The organism is Actinomadura sp. NPDC048032, from assembly GCF_040653175.1.
GTDB lineage: Bacteria > Actinomycetota > Actinomycetes > Streptosporangiales > Streptosporangiaceae > Spirillospora > Spirillospora verrucosospora.
In genome coordinates this window covers 19,780-35,265 of sequence record NZ_JBEZJP010000030.1, presented here as the reverse complement: position 1 = coordinate 35,265, position 15,486 = coordinate 19,780, and the positions used below count along the sequence as shown (strand labels likewise).

Genomic DNA, 15,486 nt, shown 5'->3' with positions numbered 1-15,486 from the left:
TGCATGAAGGCCTCCTCCAGCAGGCCGGACGCGGCCACCGCGCGCCATGCGCGCGTGAACCGTGAGCCGCCCAGCCGGCCGGGAGGACCTCGCCTTTCTCATGCCGGTCGATCCGGGTCCGGGCGGCGGCACAACGGTGTGGTGGGTGCAGGTCCTGGAGGGCCGGGGATCGGCGGCCCGAGACCGTCGCGAGGGCGCCGACGCACGCAACGAATAGCGCGAATGAGATGGAAACGCGCAACGAACCGCCAGGTCAGAGCAACATCGGCGCATTGGATTGCGCGTGTCTGGTTCCTAGGCTTTTGCTGAGTCGTTTCCCCTTCGGATGTCCCTGGAGACACCTATGACCGTCATGCCGGCGATGGAGCCGACCGCCGTCCGGACCGCGCTGCGGCGGCACTACCTGATGTGCCGTCCGGACCACTTCGCCGTCACGTACGCGATCAACCCGTGGATGGACCCGGCGGCCGGGGCCGAGGCGGCGAAGGCCGTGGCGCAGTGGGAGGAACTGCGGGCGGCGTACCTCGCCCTCGGGCACGAGGTGAGCCTCATCGACCCGATCGAGGGGCTGCCCGACATGGTGTTCGCGGCCAACGGGGCCCTGGTGGTCGGCGGACGGGTGTACGGGGCGAAGTTCACGCACCCGGAGCGGTACGCGGAGGGCCCCGCGTACGCGAAGTGGATGCTGGAGAACGGCTTCTCCGAGCTGCTTGAGCCGCAGCACACGAACGAGGGCGAGGGCGACTTCCTCACGCTCGACCACGTCATCCTGGCCGGGACGGGGTTCCGCACGGAGATCGCCGCGCACCAGGAGGCGCAGGAGTTCCTCCGCCGCCCGGTGGTGACGCTCCGGCTCGTCGACCCGCGCTTCTACCACCTGGACACGGCGCTGTTCCCCCTCGGCGGCGACAACGTCGCGTACTTCCCCGGCGCGTTCTCCCCCGGCAGCCGGGCGGTGCTCAGGCGGCTGTTCCCGGACGCGATCCTCGCGAGCGAGGCGGACGCGGCGGTCCTCGGGCTCAACGCCGTCTGCGACGGGCGCAACGTCGTCATCAACGCCGAGGCGGTCGGGCTGATCGAGACGCTGCGGGAGCACGGGTACGAGCCGCTGCCGGTCGACCTGTCGGAGCTGCGCAAGGCGGGCGGCGGGCCAAAGTGCTGCACGCTGGAGCTCCGCTCCTGATCAGTGGGGAGCTCCGCTCCTGATCGGTGGGGAACCGCGTTCCTAGTCGGCCGGGGCGAGGCGGCGGCGGGCCAGGGCGCGGGTGCGCAGGACGCCCGTCACGCCGATCGCCCAGATGCCGATCTGGACGGTCCAGGCCGCCCGGAACGCTCCGGGCGTGAACTCGCCTCCGGGCGACAGGGCGTCCAGGACCACCCCGATCAGCAGGATCGTGACGAGGGAGGCGACGAAGCCGCCGACGTTGACGATGCCGGTCGCGGTGCCCTGCCGTCCCGGCGGGTTGAACGTCCGGGCGTAGTCGAAGCCGATCATCGAGCCGGGGCCGCCGGGCGCGACGCACAGCACGAGCAGGACCAGCAGCCAGGGCGGCGCGGGCGGCGGCACGGCGAGGACGGCCGCCCACGCCGCCGCGTTGAGCGCGACGATGCCGAGGACGAGCCAGGACCGGCGCAGCGGGTAGCGGGCGACGAGCCGTCCGATGAACGGTCCGGACACGACGTTGACCAGCACGAACAGCGTCAGCAGCGTGGAGGCGGTCGCGGGGCGCAGGCCCTGCCCGGACACCAGGTACGGGTAGCCCCACATCAGCGCGAAGGTGTTGGACGAGAACTGCGTGACGAAGTGCGACCAGAGGCCGAGGCGCGTGCCGGGGTGGCGGAACGCCTCGGCCAGGTTGGCGCCCGTCTCGCGCAGGGACGGGACGTCCGCGCGCCCGGGGCCGTCGCGCAGCACGGCGACGGCGAGCACCGCCATGAGGGCGCCGAGCGCGGCGGCGGAGCCGAACGCGGTGCCCCAGCCGGGGCCGTGCAGGAGGGCGACCAGGGGGATCGCGCTGAGCACCTGGCCGAGCTGGCCGAGCTGCCCGGTGAGCTGGGTCACGACCGGGACGTAGCGCCCGGGGAACCAGGTCGCGACGATGCCGAGGACGCTGATGAACGTCATGGCGTCGCCGGCGCCGACCATCACGCGGGCGGCGACGGCCGTCCCGACGCCGGTGGAGACGGCCATGAGCGCCTGGCCGCCGGCCATGAGCAGCGCGCCGCCGGCGACCATCCAGCGCGGGCCGACGCGGTCGAGCAGGAGCCCGACGGGGATCTGCAGGCCCGCGTACACGAGCAGCTGCAGGACGGTGAAGGACGCGAGGATCCCGGCGGACGCGTCGAAGCGGTGCGCCGCGTCCAGGCCGACGACGCCGAAGGACGTCCGGTGCAGTACCGCCACGGCGTAGGCGAGGACGCCGACGCTCCACAGCACCCACGCCGTGCGGGCGGGCTTCTTCCGGGCAGGGGCTTTCTGGGGAGTTTGGGCGGTCTGCACGTTTACTAAATTTATGTCACCCTTGCCGTCTCATGACCGGCGGGGCTTCGCGCGCAGGTGCATCCGCTCCCCCTGCGGCCCGAAAAGGCTGAGCACCTCGACCGGCCCGCCGTCCCCGCCGAACCAGTGCGGCAGCCGGGTGTCGAACTCGGCCGCCTCCCCCGGCTCCAGCACCATCTCGCGGCCGGCGAGGAAGAGGCGCAGGCGTCCGTTCAGCACGTACAGCCAGTCGTAGCCCTCGTGGGTCCGCGGCTCGGGCGGCGGGATCCGCTCGGGCACGACCATCTTGAACGCCTGGACGCCGCCGGGCCGCCTGGTGAGGGGGAGCACGACCATGTCGTGCATCCGCAGCGGCCGCGGCCTGATCCGCGGGTCGCCGACGGCGGGGGCGCCGACCAGCTCGTCCAGCGGGACCTGGTGGGCCTGGGCGAGCGGGAGCAGCAGCTCCAGGCTCGGCCGCCGCTTGCCCGACTCCAGCCGCGACAGCGTGCTGACCGAGATGCCGGTGGCCTCCGCGAGCGCGGCCAGCGTGACGTTGCGCTCCTGCCGCAGCCTCCTCAGCCGCGGCCCGACCCCGGCCAGGACCTCCTCGGTCGTCTCCATGCCCTCATTGCAGGATTGGCAACGAAGTTTGTCAAATCCGGAAGGTGTCGCGCACCCTCGGGGCATGACCGAACGAGACGTACTGATCATCGGTGGGGGGCCGTCCGGGCTGAGCGGCGCCCTCACCCTCGCCCGCGCCCGCCGCTCCGTCACCGTCGTCGACGCGGGCGAGCCGCGCAACGCCGGGGTCGACCACATGCACGGGTTCCTCACCCGGGACGGGATGCCGCCCGCCCGCCTGCTGGAGACCGGCCGCACCGAGGTGCGCGGCTACGGCGCCGAGATCGTCGAGGGGACGGTCGCCCGCGCCGAGAAGGGCGCCGAGGAGGGCTTCGTCCTCACCCTCGGCGACGGCACCCGGTTGCGGGGCCGCCGCCTGCTGGTCACCACCGGCGTGACCGACGTCCTGCCGGACGTCCCCGGCCTGCGGGAGCGGTGGGGCCGCGAGGCGCAGATGTGCCCCTACTGCCACGGCTGGGAGGTCCGCGACCAGAGGATCGCCGTGCTGGGGACGTCCCCGAACTCCGTCCACCAGGCGCTGCTGCTGCGCCAGTGGTCGCCCGACGTGACGTTCGTCCCCGTCGCTCCCGGCGACGCCGCGCCCCCGGCGGGCGAGGACGCGGCGCGGCTGGCCGCGCGCGGCGTCCCCGTCGCGCCGAGCGGGGTGCGGCGCGTCGTCGTCCAGGACGACCGGCTCACCGCCCTGGAACTGGCCGACGGCTCGGTGCTCGGCTGCGACGCCGTGTTCCTCGCGCCGACGTGGGTCCCCAAGGCCGGGCCGCTGACCGACCTCGGCTGCGAGACCGGCGAGGACGGCTTCGTGAAGACCGACCCGACCGGGCGGACCAGCGTGCCCGGCGTGTGGGCGGCCGGCAACGTCGTCGTCCCGGCCGGCCAGGTCGTCATGGCGGCGGCGGCCGGGGCGATGTCCGGCGCGATGATCAACGCCGACCTGGTCGAGGAGGAGGTCGCCCGGGGAGTCAGTGTCGCAAAGTCCCGGCCCACTTCGCTCGCCTAGGGGCTCGCTACGTGACCGTGCCTGGGCGAACGCGGCATCGCTTCGCGATCTGCCCGGCTCCGCTCGCCTCCGGCTTCGCTCCACCGGCCAGGTCACGCGTTCGCGCTCATGGCCGAGGCCACCTCGAAACCCGTCCTAGGCTCGGGGTGTGGGGGACGAGGAGGAGTGGCGGCGGGCGCGGGCGGAGCTGAACGCGGGCCGCGGACGGCTGGGCGAGGTCGCGGACGGGCTGTACCCGGACGTGCCGCGCGTCGCGGAGACCCCACTGCTCTGCCGCGACGACTGGATCCCCGGGGCGCCGATCCCGCTGGAGGAGATCCGGCTGGAGTGGGACGCCCGTCCCGTCCCGGCCGCGATCGCCGACCCGGCCGACGGGCTCCCGGAGGGGTACCGGACGTACGCGGAGGCCGTCGCCGCCCTCGCCCCTCCGAAGGTGTTCGAGGACCGTCCGAGCTACCGGCTGGTCGCGGCCGAGCCGCCGGTGCTCCGGCTCGGCCCCGCCCGCTACTTCGACGCCGTCAACGTGGGCGAGTCGGTCGCCCACGAACTCGCGGCCGGGGTGGACGGGCTGCCGCTGCGCGACCGCGTCGGCGACCCGTGCGACCTGTCACGCAGGGCCGCGCTGCCCGCCGTCACCACGGTCACCGTGACGACGTCCGGGCGGTACGTCCTGCACCGGCGCGACGCGGCGAAGGTGGCGCACGCCGGCGGGCTCTTCCAGGTGATGCCGGTCGGGGTGTTCCAGCCGCTCGGCGACGAGCCGCCTGATCTGTGGCAGTGCATGGTTCGCGAGTACGCCGAGGAGCTTCTCGGCGCCGACGAGGACTACGGCGACGGCTTCGTCCAGGAGGACTGGCCTTTTCACCAGGCGATGACCGCCGCGCGCGACGGGGGACGCCTCCGGGCGCACTTCCTGGGGCTCGGAGTGGACCCGTTGACGCTCGCGCTCGACCTGCTGACGGTCGTCGCCGTCGACGACGCGCTGTTCGGCGAGCTCTTCGGCGGCCTCGTCGCGGTCAACGACGAGGGCGAGGTGTCGATGGCGCCGTTCGACGGGGCCGTTCCCCGGCCGATGCAGCCGGCGGGGGCCGCCGCGCTGGGTCTGGCGCGGCGGCACCGGGCGGCCCTCGGGCTGTAGCGGCCTCATTCGCGGCAGAGCGAGCGCAGCTCGTCGAGCGCGTCCACCAGGTGGTCGATGATCTCCGAGGGGTCGGGGATGAGCTCGCGGCAGGCGACGATGCCGACGTCCACCTTCCCGTCGTAGGAGAACACGGTGATGTTCAGGCCGCCGCTGACGTCGGTGATGACCGAGATCGGATAGTAGGCGAGCACCTTCGCGCCGCACAGGTACAGCGGGAACTGCGGGCCGGGCACGTTCGAGATGACCAGGTTCACCGCGCGCAGCGACACCGCCGGCGCGGCCCGCAGCGCGAGCCGCGTGACCGCCCCGGCGAAGGGCGCCGGGAGCAGCCCGCTCATCTCCCGCACCCAGCCGCCCGACGTCCCGGTGAACCGCCGCTTGGCCAGCTCCATGTCACGCTGGACGGCGGAGTACCGGTCGGCGGGGTCGGGCAGGTGCGTGGCGAGCGGCGTGGTCATGATCGAGACCTGGTTGCCCGGCTCCGCGGCCGCGCTCGCGCCGCGCCGCAGCGACACCGGGACGGCCGCGACCAGCGGGCGCTCGGGCAGGTCGCCGCGCTTGTCGAGCCACTGCCGCAGCGCCGTCGCGCACAGCGCCATGACCACGTCGTTGACGCTGCCGCCGAGGGTCCGCCGGATCTCCTTGATGTCGGCGAGCGGCAGCTCCCCGCAGGCGACCGCCCTGCGCCGCCCGATCGGGCGGTTGAACGGCGTCGGCGGCGCGCTGATCCGCGGCGCCCTCGGCAGCTCCGGGCGGCCCAGCACGCCCTGCATCCACGACGACATGAGCCCGACGCCCGGGACGGACGCCAGGCCCGGGACCTCGTCCAGGTACGGGGCCGTGCGCACCGCCGACACCGCCGACCGCACCGGGTGCAGCGCCGTCCGCAGCAGCCCCGTGCCGAGCATGCTCGCGGTGCCGGGCGCGCGGGCCGGGACGGTCTCGTCGGCCGGGAGCTCGCGGGGCTCGGGCGTCAGGTCGAGCAGCGCGGCGAGCGTCTCGGCGGCCATCACGCCGTCGACGGCCGCGTGGTGCACCTTCACGTAGACGGCCGTCCGGCCGCCGGCGAGGCCCTGGATGAGGACCATCTCCCACAGCGGGCGGGACCGGTCGAGCGGCTGCTCGTGGAGCATCGCGACCAGGTTGGCGAGCTGGCGGTCGCTGCCGGGCTCCGGCAGCCCGAACTCGGAGATGTGCCGCTCGGGCTCGAAGTCGGGGTCGTCCTCCCAGTACGGGTTGTCCAGGCCGAGCGGCACCTGGACGAGCCGCTGCCGCAGCGGCCGGGCCGCGAGGTGCGCGCGGGCGCGGATCAGCTCGGCGACGTGCGGGACGGTGAGCCGGCCGCCGGGGCAGGTCCCGGGGTCGACGATGCCGAGCCCGGCGATGTGGGCATGGGTCGTCGCGTTCTCGGCATGGAGGAAGGTGGCGTCCACCGTGGTCAGCTGGGTCATGCTCTCTCGTCCGTCCGCTCGTCCTGGGCCGGCTTACTCTCTAGGAGTTATGCGCTGGAAGTCCGCAGGTCAATGAAGGCCGCCAGGAAGTAACAGCGACTTAACGGGACGTTTCACCCAGTTCATCGACCACTTTTCGCGGCGCTGGAGAACATTTGCCCGTGTCCCGACCTGATGTGGTCAGAAAACTTCACAACATCGATCAAGCGGGCAATCGTTCACCGGCGCCAAGATCATCCCAGTAGGCTCGTACCCCATGACGGCACGACCACTCTCGGAGATCGTCGAGGCGGGATGGGCGGCCGCGCTGGCCCCCGTCGCCGGGACGATCGCCGCCGCGGGCGACTGGCTGCGCGCCGAGGTCGCCGCCGGGCGCCGCTACCTGCCCGCCGGGAACCACATCCTCCGCGCCTTCACCCAGCCGTTCGACGACGTGCGCGTCCTCATCATGGGGCAGGACCCCTACCCGACGCCCGGCCACCCGGTCGGCCTCAGCTTCTCGGTCGCCCCGGACGTCCGGCCGCTGCCCGGCAGCCTCGTCAACATCTTCCGCGAGTACGGCGACGACCTCGGCCACCCGCAGCCGTCCAACGGCGACCTCACCCCCTGGACGCGGCAGGGCGTCTGCCTGCTCAACAGGTCGCTGACCGTCATGCCGGGCAAGCCGGGCTCGCACCGCAACAAGGGCTGGGAGGAGGTCACCGAGCAGGCCATCTGCGCCCTCGCCGCCCGGGACCGCCCCCTCGTCGCCATCCTGTGGGGCCGCGACGCCCGCAACCTCAAGCCGCTGCTCGGCCGCGTCCCCTGCGTCGAGTCGGCCCACCCGAGCCCCATGTCGGCCGACCGCGGCTTCTTCGGCTCCCGCCCCTTCTCCCGCGCCAACCAGTTGCTGGAACAGCAGGGCGCCGCCCCGGTCGACTGGAAGCTGCCGTAACCCCAGGGGCGACCCCCTGGAACCGCCGTTACGAGCCGGGCGATCCTCACGCCACGGCGCGGGTTTCCGTGCCCATGCGGCTTGGTGTCGTGTCGCTGCGGTCGCCCGGCTCGGCGGGTCGTGCGACCTCCAGGCGCCAGAGCGCCTTCCGGCCACCCGACCCGCGCCCGTGGCTGAGGCCTAGCTCATTCCTTGGGGAGCTTGCGGAGGAAGAGGGCGAACTCGCCGGCGCCCTCGGCCGCGTCCGGGGAGAGGGGGGTGAGGCGGCGCTCGCCGTGGCTCCAGTAGACGCCGGGGGCGCAGGGGTCGTCGGCGTTGGCGTGCATCTCCCGGACGACGTCGGCGAAGACGGGCAGGACCTCGCGGACGGCCGTGGAGGTGATCGGGTACAGCAGCAGCGTGCTGTGGCAGGGGACCCCGACGAGGGCGCCGTGCTCGTTCGGCCACGGGACGAACTGGTGGACCTCGCTGAGCAGCGCCGACACGTAGCGGCTGCCGGGCTTGCCGACGACGCGGACGTTGCGGCCCGGCAGGAGCGGCTGGTCGTGCACGGACACGTCGGCCAGCTCGCGGTCGTGGGTGTTCGTCATCACGTAGCCGAGCTTGTGCAGGCCGAGCAGGCCCGCGCGGGCCTTGGTGAGGGGGCCGCCGTAGCGGGGGTGCTCGATCATCACCATGGCGTCGAAGTGGTCGCCGGCGGGGACGACGACGAGGCCCTCGCGGTCGCGGGGGTCGAGCTTCGGCACGATGCGCAGGCGCAGCAGCTCCCGGACGTCGCCGAACAGCTCCATCTCACCGACGGCGAGGAACGCGCGGTCGCCGACCTCGCGGACCCACTCGTCCACCACCTTCGGCCACGCCGAGCGCGGCTCGCGGGCGCAGCGCTCCAGCACCGTCCAGCTGGAGGCGCGCGCCTCCGAACGGCCCACGGGCAGCACCACCTCGGAGGTGCCGTGATCGAACCAGGCGCTGGGCGCCAGGGCGGGCAGCACGTCGCGGATGAGCGCGTGCACGTCCGCCGCCGCGTCCAACGGTTCCATGGGGCTCATCCTCCCTCAGCATTCGGCGGATCAGTTGCACACCCACCTTCTCAGAGTTGGGCCCGGTTGTGCGATGCATCGCGATCCCCGCCTCGCACTCGCTGATCAGGAGTTGCTCAAGTACGGTGCCTACATGCGCGAACTCGTGTACCCACCGGTGATCAAGACGGCTCTCGGCGTGTTCAAGGCCCTGAACATCAGAATCCGTCTGGAGGGGACCGACCAGATCCCCAGTACCGGCGGTGCGGTGCTCGTCAGCAACCACGTCAGCTACCTGGACTTCATCTTCGCGGGCCTCGCCGCGCACCCGGCCGGCCGGCTGGTGCGGTTCATGGCGAAGAAGGAGATCTTCGACCACCGGATCGGCGGCCCGCTGATGCGCGGCATGCACCACATCCCGGTGGACCGCGACGCGGGCGCCTCCTCCTACGCGGCGGCGCTCAAGGCGCTGCGGGGCGGGGAGATCGTCGGGGTGTTCGCCGAGGCGACGATCAGCCGCTCGTTCACGGTGAAGGACATCAAGAGCGGCGCGGTGCGGATGGCGGTGGCGTCCAAGACCCCGCTCGTCCCGGTCGCGATCTGGGGCCCGCAGCGGTTGTGGACCAAGGGCCGCAAGCGCCGGCTGTTCCAGCGCAACGTGCCGGTGACGATCATCGTCGGCGAGCCCATGCACCCCAAGCGCGGCGACGACTACGAGCAGGTCACCCGGGATCTGCACGCCCGGATGGCGGAGCTGCTGGAGAAGGCGCAGCGCGAGTACCCCGACGTCCCGCGCTCGGACGAGACGTGGTGGCAGCCCGCCTACCTCGGCGGCACGGCGCCGACGCCGGAGGAGGCCGAGAAGCTCGACCTGGAGGAGGCCGAGGCGCGCAAGGCCGCCCACGCGGAGCGCGAGGCCCGGGAGGGCGGCGGCTCCTGACCCGCCCCGGCCCCGACGAGCGGGCCCGACCGCGGTGCGCGGCGCGTCCGGCTAAATCGGTGGACGCGGTGCGCCGCGGGGCGTGATCATCGATGTCATGACCATGTCGCAGGAGAAACCGCAGGAGGTCCTGCATCTGATCGAGCCCCGGGAAGGCGCCGAAGCGCCGGAGCCCGCGCTGCCCGTGGTCTTCAACCTGTCCGACAACAACTCCCCCGCCGACGTGATGGACGTGCTGTCGCTGCGCCCCTTCGCGTCCGGGGAGCAGCCCTGGTCGCGGTCGACGCGGCTGGAGAACGTCCGGACGGAGGCGCCGCTGCGCCCGGACGGCGCCAGGCTCGTGCGGGTCGCGCACGAGAAGGGCAAGGAGTCGGTGCTCGCCGAGGGCGACGGCTGGACGCTGCTGAGCAACCGGTGGAAGAGCGGCATCGCCTACGTCGCGGTGTCCGCGGTGACCGACGAGCTCGCCGAGACCGTGCTCGCGGCGTCGGTGAAGGACGCGACCGAGCCGCCGAAGGTGGACGAGACCAGCGTCGAGATGGGCTTCTGGCACATGGGGGCGCACGGCCCCGTCCGCAGCGAGCGCGCCATCACCGCCGACTCGTGGGACGACATCCGGCGCAACTACACCGCGCCGGTCGCCGACGCGCTCGACGCGGTGATGAAGCTCACCCGCGAGGAGGTCTCCGGACGGCTGCTGCTCCTGCACGGGCCGCCCGGCACCGGCAAGACCACCGCGCTGCGCGCCCTCGCGCGCTCCTGGAACGACTGGTGCCAGTCCGACTGCGTCCTCGACCCCGAGGCGCTGTTCGGCACGCCCAGCTACCTGATGGAGGTCGCGGTCGGCGACGACGAGGACGAGAACCGCCGCTGGCGGCTGCTCATCCTGGAGGACTGCGACGAGCTGATCCGCGGAGAGGCCAAGCAGTCGACGGGCCAGGGCCTGTCGCGGCTGCTGAACCTCACCGACGGGATGCTCGGCCAGGGCCGGGACGTGCTGGTGGCCATCACCACCAACGAGGACCTCGCCATGCTGCACCCGGCGGTGGTCCGTCCCGGCCGCTGCCTCGCCCAGATCGAGGTGGGCCGGCTCACCCGCGCGGAGTCGCTCGCCTGGCTGGACGGCACGGACGTGCCCGGCGCGGAGATCGGCGCCGACGGCGCGACGCTCGCCGAGCTGGCCGCGCTGCGCAAGGGCGAGAAGCGTCCCGAGGGTCAGGACGCCCCCGCCACCGCGACCGGCTTCTACCTCTAGGGCGTCTCCTTTCTAGGCGGCCTTCCGCAGGGCCTGCTCGATGTCGGCCCAGAGGTCGTCCGGGTGTTCGAGGCCGACGGCGAGGCGCACCGTTCCCTCGCCGATGCCGGCGGCGGCGAGGGCCGCGGCGTCCAGCTGCCGGTGGGACGTGCTGGCCGGGTGCATGACCAGGGTCGCGATGTCGCCGAGCGACGGGCCGAGCGAGACCAGCTCGACGGCCTCGGAGAAGGTCCGGCCCGCGTCCCGGCCGCCGGCCAGCTCGAACGCGAGGACGCCGCCGGCGCCGTCCGGCAGCAGCCGCCGGGCGATCTCGTGCTGCGGGTGGTCCTCAAGCCCCGGGTAGTGGACGCGGGCGACCGACGGGTGACCGGCCAGGCGCCGGGCGATGTCGAGGGCGGACTCGCTCTGCCGGGCCACGCGCAGCGGCATCGTGGCGAGGCCCCGGACGGTCAGCCAGGCGGCGAACGGGTCGGGGGTGGAGCCCAGCTCGACGGCGTGCTCCCAGACCCGCCGGTGGACGGCCGGGTCGGCGAAGACGGCGGCGCCGCCGATGGTGTCGCCGTGGCCGCCGAGGTACTTCGTCGTGGAGTGGACGACGATGCCGGCCCCGTGCTCGATGGGCCTGCACAGGAGCGGGACGAAGGTGTTGTCGACGACGGTCAGCACGCCCGTCCCGCGGACGACCCCGGTGAGCGCGGGCAGGTCCGTCACGTGGGTGGTGGGGTTGGCGACGGTCTCCAGGTAGAGGATCCTCGTCGTGTCGCGGAGCGCGTCCCGCACCTCGGCCGGGTCGTCGCCGGAGACGAACGTGACCTCCACGCCCCACCGCGCGGCGAGGTCCTGGAGAAGCGCGTGGGTTCCGCCGTAGAGGGCGGCCTGCGCGACGACGTGGTCACCGCTGCGGAGCAGGCCCGTCAGCACCGCGTTGACCGCGCCCATGCCCGACCCGGTGGCGAGCGTGCCGGCCCCGCCTTCGAGTTCGGTGAGCGACTGCTCCAGGGCGCGGACGGTCGGGTTGGCCATCCGGGCGTAGAAGAACGCCTGGTCGGGGCCCTGGAACGCGGCGGCCAGCGCGTCGGAGGCGTCGAAGGAGAACAGGTGGCCCTGGTAGATGGGGACGCCGAGCGGGCGGCTGCCCTCGGGCACGATCACGGGCGGGTGCACGGCTCGGGTCTGCGGGTGATGTGCGGTCATGCTCCCAGCGTGCGGCGGGATCGGCGCGGCGGAAACGGCCAATCGCGACCAGTGGCCCGGTGCGCCCCCTTGCTCATGCTCGTGCTCGCACCGCGCCGGACCACCGGCCCGGCCGAAGGCGCCGCGTCCCCGGCCGGCCGGTACCGTCTCGCCGCCGGCCCGCCCACCCCGCAGGGGCGAACCGGCGGTCGAGGCCGTCCGGCCGGGGAATGAAGCGGCGTCCTCGACCGGAGACTCGATCATCGCCCGCGCGGGGGCCCGCCCGCCATCCGGGAGATCACTGGCATTCGGCGGGGTTTGTACGTACCGCCTCCCCCGCGCACTACGGGGTCGCCCGGGCGAACAACCTCCGGTACACGCTCCGCAGACCGTGGAGATCACTGACGGGCTCGGCGAACGGGAGCCGCACGTCGAACGAGGACGGCGCGTCCGGCGGCGGCGCCGGGCAGCGCAGCCACATGCCGTACCGGTCGAGCCCGAGCGGCCGGACGGGTCTGGGCGGGACCGACTCCGGCAGCAGCCGCGGCAGTTCGGCGCGGTGAGCGGAGTCCAGGTGCGTCAGGATGCCCGCCTCGACGGCGACGAACGGGTCGGGCGCGGCGGCGGCGTACTCCTCCGGCTCCAGGATGGCGCTCCCCCAGGCGTCGTCGATCTCCACCTGGGCGACGTCGAGGGCGAGGACCGTCCATTCGCGGCCGTCCCGCCCGGCGCCGAGGTCGAGCAGTTCGGGACGCGGGTGCGCGTGGGAGAGGCGCAGCGCGGCGGCGCGCAGCTCTCCGTCCGGCACCTCGCCCAGCCAGCCGTGCAGCCAGGCCCGGCCGCGGACGCGGTCCGGCAGCGGCACCGGCGCGACGTCGCTGATCCGCAGCGTGGCGGGCACGTCGTCCTCGCCGGCCAGGGCCGCGGCGATGGGCGCGTCCGCCCGGACGAGCAGCAGCGGCCGGCCGTCCCGGTCGGTCGTGTGCGCCGGGACGGGGGCGTGGGGCACGCCCGGCGCGACGAGCACGCCGTCCGCGACGCCGTAGGCGAGGGTCCGCGCGCGCTCCGCCGCCGTGGGGCCCTGGATGGTGTGCGTGGCCTGCGTGGTCTCCGCTCGCGGCACCGTGCCTCCTTGACGTCTCAGGTTAGGCTTACCTAACTTAGGATTACCTAACCATCAAGGAGCGTGATGAACAACCCCCGTCCCAAGGTGCGGCTCTCCCGGGCCCTCGGCATCCCTCTGACGCCGAAGAGCGTGAAGTACTTCGAGGCGCGCCCCTACCCGCCCGGCGTGCACGGCCGCGCCCGCAAGCAGGAGAGCGACTACAAGGTCCGGCTGCGCGAGAAGCAGCGGCTCCGCGCGCAGTACAACATCCGCGAGGCGCAGCTCCGCAACGCCTTCGACAAGGCCGCCCGGACGGGCGGCAAGACCGGCGAGGCCCTGCTCGTCGACCTCGAACGCCGGCTGGACGCGCTCGTCCTGCGCGCCGGCTTCGCCCGGACGATCTACCAGGCCCGCCAGTTCGTCGTGCACCGCCACGTGCTGGTGAACGGCCGGCGCGTGGACCGCCCGTCCTACCGGCTGCGGCCCGGCGACGTCATCACGGTGGCCGAGCGGAGCCGCGCGATGGTCCCGTTCCAGGTCGCGGCGGCCGGCGGTCACGCCGCCGAGGTCCCGCCCTACCTGGAGGTCCGGCACGACGCCCTCGCCGCCCGGCTCGCCCGGCTGCCGGAGCGCGCCGAGATCCCGATCCTCTGCGACGAGCAGCTCGTCGTCGAGCACTACTCCCGCTAGCGGATGCTCGGCGCCGTGCTAGCGCAGGTCGCCGAGTTCCTCGCGGGCGGTGGTGCGCAGGACGCGCAGCGCGTCCACGAGGACGCGGCGCTGCTCCTCGGTGAGAGGGCCCGCGAAGTGCGCGCGGAGCGTCTCGGCGTGCACCCGCAGGGCCTCGTCCAGCTTCGCCCGGCCGGCCGGGGTCAGCGCCACGTTCTGGCGGCGCCGGTCGTCCGGGGCCGGCTCCCGGCGGACGAGCCCGGCCTCCTCCATCCGGTCGACGATGCGGGTCATGCCGCCGCTGGTCAGGATCAGCTCGCCGGCCAGCCCGCCCATCGACACCGCGCAGTCGCCGCCCTCGCCGGACAGCCTCAGCAGCACCTCGAAGACCGCGTGCCGGATGCCGCAGCGGCGCTCCAGCTCCCGGCCGGCGATCCGCTCCAGCACCGACGCCGCGCCCAGCAGCGCGCCGAACTCGTGCACCAGCGCGTCCGGGACGGCCGTGCCCTGCCCGTCCTGCTCCGTCACGATCGCCATGATGCCCCCGTCTCCGTCCGGCCGCCCGCCGGCCGCGCGGCACCGTCGCCCGCATAACGCGCGAGCGCCCCGCACGGCTTCCGTGCCGGGGCGCTCGCTCGGGCCTCGCGGGCTCAGTTCTTCGGCTTGCCGCTCTTCTCCGCCGCGGGCGACTTCGACGCGCCCCCGCCCGGAACGGCCGGCAGCTGGTTCTGCTGGTTCTGGTTCTGGTCGTTGACGCCCGACGCGTACTGCTTGGTGACCTTCCACTTCCCGTCGATCTTGGCCAGGGCGAGGCGGAGCAGCGTCGCCGGGGCCGCGGTCGCGCCGTCCTTGGTCCGGACGTCGATGTCGACCATGACGACGGCCGTGGCGAACCTGCCGTCCACGCTGCCCACGAAGACCTGGTTCGTCTTGGACGTCAGCGACAGCTCGGGGTTGCTCTTGAACGTCTCGCCGAGGCTGGGCAGCGTGGTGTTCTTGAAGCTTTCCAGCAGGTCGCCGCCCATGAGCTTCTGGGCCTTGTCCATCTGCGTCTGGTAGTTCTGCGCGTTGTAGTTGAGCGCGACGTCGCCGTAGTCGGACGCCACCTCGCTCACCGCGTCCCGCTCGTCCTGCTTCGACGACAGGGAGCTCGCGCTCGTCCACTGCCAGATCGCCAGGCTCGCCAGCAGCGCGACCAGGACGACCACCACGACCGCCTGCACCATGCCGAGACCGAAGACGCCCGGCCGGTCCGAAGAGGTCGCCGAGGCGCTCGGACGTGCCGGGGCCTTCTTCGGCGTCTCCTCCTCCTCCTCCTCGACCTCGTCCTCCGGCGGTTCGAGGCGGGTCGGGCGCGGCTTGGGCCTGGCGGCGGGCTTGGCGGGGGCCTTGGCCGCGGGCTTCGCCGCCGGCCTGGCCGGACGGGCCGGAGCCTCGTCCGGGGCCTCCTCGTCCTCGGCGTCGAGCGCCTCCAGAACCTCGTCGAGGTCCTCGTCGTCGATGACCTCGATGACCCGCACCCGGCGCTTGCGCCTGGCGGCGGGCCGGGCGGGCCGCTCGGCGGCCTCCGGCTCCGCGGCCTCGGCCGTCTCGGGCGCCGCCTCCTCGGCCGGGACCGCCTCGACCTCGTCGGACCCGCCCTTGGTGGTCTTGGCTGTCACTTCGGATACTCCTCGGG

Annotated in this window: 15 protein-coding genes; 7 read left to right on the top strand and 8 right to left on the bottom strand. The window is 73.5% G+C overall.

Annotated features, from left to right (window positions below; genetic code table 11):
• Positions 1–343: 343 nt before the first annotated feature.
• Positions 344–1,183 (top strand): dimethylargininase, encoded by an 840-nt coding sequence (ddaH, locus tag AB0C69_RS07010; protein WP_345182742.1) that lies wholly within the window; start codon positions 344–346, stop codon positions 1,181–1,183.
• A gap of 42 nt (positions 1,184–1,225) precedes the next feature.
• Here the strand turns inward: ddaH and AB0C69_RS07005 are convergent, their stop codons facing one another.
• Together AB0C69_RS07005 and AB0C69_RS07000 are read right to left on the bottom strand one after the other, a co-directional pair.
• The gene (locus tag AB0C69_RS07005; RefSeq protein ID WP_345182743.1) at positions 1,226–2,500 is read right to left on the bottom strand and encodes an MFS transporter; all 1,275 of its coding nucleotides are present in this window, start codon (positions 2,498–2,500) and stop codon (positions 1,226–1,228) included.
• Positions 2,501–2,530: 30 nt separating this feature from the next.
• A complete protein-coding gene (locus AB0C69_RS07000) occupies positions 2,531–3,103 on the bottom strand; it encodes an XRE family transcriptional regulator (RefSeq protein WP_345182744.1) in 573 nt (190 codons plus the stop codon).
• 64 nt (positions 3,104–3,167) lie between these two features.
• Between AB0C69_RS07000 and AB0C69_RS06995 the strand changes: the two genes are divergently transcribed.
• Positions 3,168–4,121, top strand: coding sequence for an NAD(P)/FAD-dependent oxidoreductase (locus AB0C69_RS06995; RefSeq protein WP_360350790.1), 954 nt, complete (start codon positions 3,168–3,170; stop codon positions 4,119–4,121).
• Positions 4,122–4,269: 148 nt separating this feature from the next.
• Complete coding sequence (locus AB0C69_RS06990; protein WP_360350787.1) at positions 4,270–5,259, top strand: hypothetical protein; 990 nt, start codon at positions 4,270–4,272, stop codon at positions 5,257–5,259.
• A gap of 5 nt (positions 5,260–5,264) precedes the next feature.
• Here the strand turns inward: AB0C69_RS06990 and AB0C69_RS06985 are convergent, their stop codons facing one another.
• Positions 5,265–6,713: a wax ester/triacylglycerol synthase family O-acyltransferase gene (locus AB0C69_RS06985; protein WP_345182747.1), complete on the bottom strand. Its 1,449-nt coding sequence runs from the start codon at positions 6,711–6,713 to the stop codon at positions 5,265–5,267.
• Positions 6,714–6,969: 256 nt separating this feature from the next.
• Here AB0C69_RS06985 and AB0C69_RS06980 point away from each other — a divergent pair, with 256 nt between their 5' ends.
• Positions 6,970–7,647, top strand: coding sequence for a uracil-DNA glycosylase (locus AB0C69_RS06980; RefSeq protein ID WP_360350784.1), 678 nt, complete (start codon positions 6,970–6,972; stop codon positions 7,645–7,647).
• A gap of 185 nt (positions 7,648–7,832) precedes the next feature.
• Here AB0C69_RS06980 and AB0C69_RS06975 read toward each other — a convergent pair whose 3' ends face one another.
• Entirely contained in the window at positions 7,833–8,687 is an 855-nt protein-coding gene (locus tag AB0C69_RS06975) for a hypothetical protein (protein ID WP_345182750.1), read from the bottom strand.
• A 133-nt stretch (positions 8,688–8,820) separates the two neighbouring features.
• On the opposite strand from AB0C69_RS06975, the gene AB0C69_RS06970 reads away from it, so the two are divergent.
• Positions 8,821–9,606 (top strand): lysophospholipid acyltransferase family protein, encoded by a 786-nt coding sequence (locus AB0C69_RS06970; RefSeq protein WP_345182751.1) that lies wholly within the window; start codon positions 8,821–8,823, stop codon positions 9,604–9,606.
• Between the two features lie 97 nt (positions 9,607–9,703).
• Entirely contained in the window at positions 9,704–10,861 is a 1,158-nt protein-coding gene (locus AB0C69_RS06965; protein WP_360350779.1) for a DUF5925 domain-containing protein, read from the top strand.
• Positions 10,862–10,873: 12 nt separating this feature from the next.
• Here AB0C69_RS06965 and AB0C69_RS06960 read toward each other — a convergent pair whose 3' ends face one another.
• Complete coding sequence (locus AB0C69_RS06960) at positions 10,874–12,055, bottom strand: aminotransferase class I/II-fold pyridoxal phosphate-dependent enzyme (RefSeq protein ID WP_360350776.1); 1,182 nt, start codon at positions 12,053–12,055, stop codon at positions 10,874–10,876.
• Positions 12,056–12,377: 322 nt separating this feature from the next.
• On the bottom strand, positions 12,378–13,157 hold the full coding sequence (locus tag AB0C69_RS06955) for a DUF2470 domain-containing protein (protein WP_360350773.1): 780 nt from the start codon (positions 13,155–13,157) through the stop codon (positions 12,378–12,380).
• Between the two features lie 66 nt (positions 13,158–13,223).
• On the opposite strand from AB0C69_RS06955, the gene rpsD reads away from it, so the two are divergent.
• On the top strand, positions 13,224–13,829 hold the full coding sequence (rpsD, locus tag AB0C69_RS06950) for a 30S ribosomal protein S4 (protein WP_345182755.1): 606 nt from the start codon (positions 13,224–13,226) through the stop codon (positions 13,827–13,829).
• 18 nt (positions 13,830–13,847) lie between these two features.
• On the opposite strand, the gene AB0C69_RS06945 is transcribed toward rpsD, so the two are convergent.
• Positions 13,848–14,345 (bottom strand): MarR family transcriptional regulator, encoded by a 498-nt coding sequence (locus tag AB0C69_RS06945; RefSeq protein ID WP_353831669.1) that lies wholly within the window; start codon positions 14,343–14,345, stop codon positions 13,848–13,850.
• A 113-nt stretch (positions 14,346–14,458) separates the two neighbouring features.
• A complete protein-coding gene (locus tag AB0C69_RS06940; protein ID WP_360350769.1) occupies positions 14,459–15,469 on the bottom strand; it encodes a hypothetical protein in 1,011 nt (336 codons plus the stop codon).
• Positions 15,470–15,486: the final 17 nt, after the last annotated feature.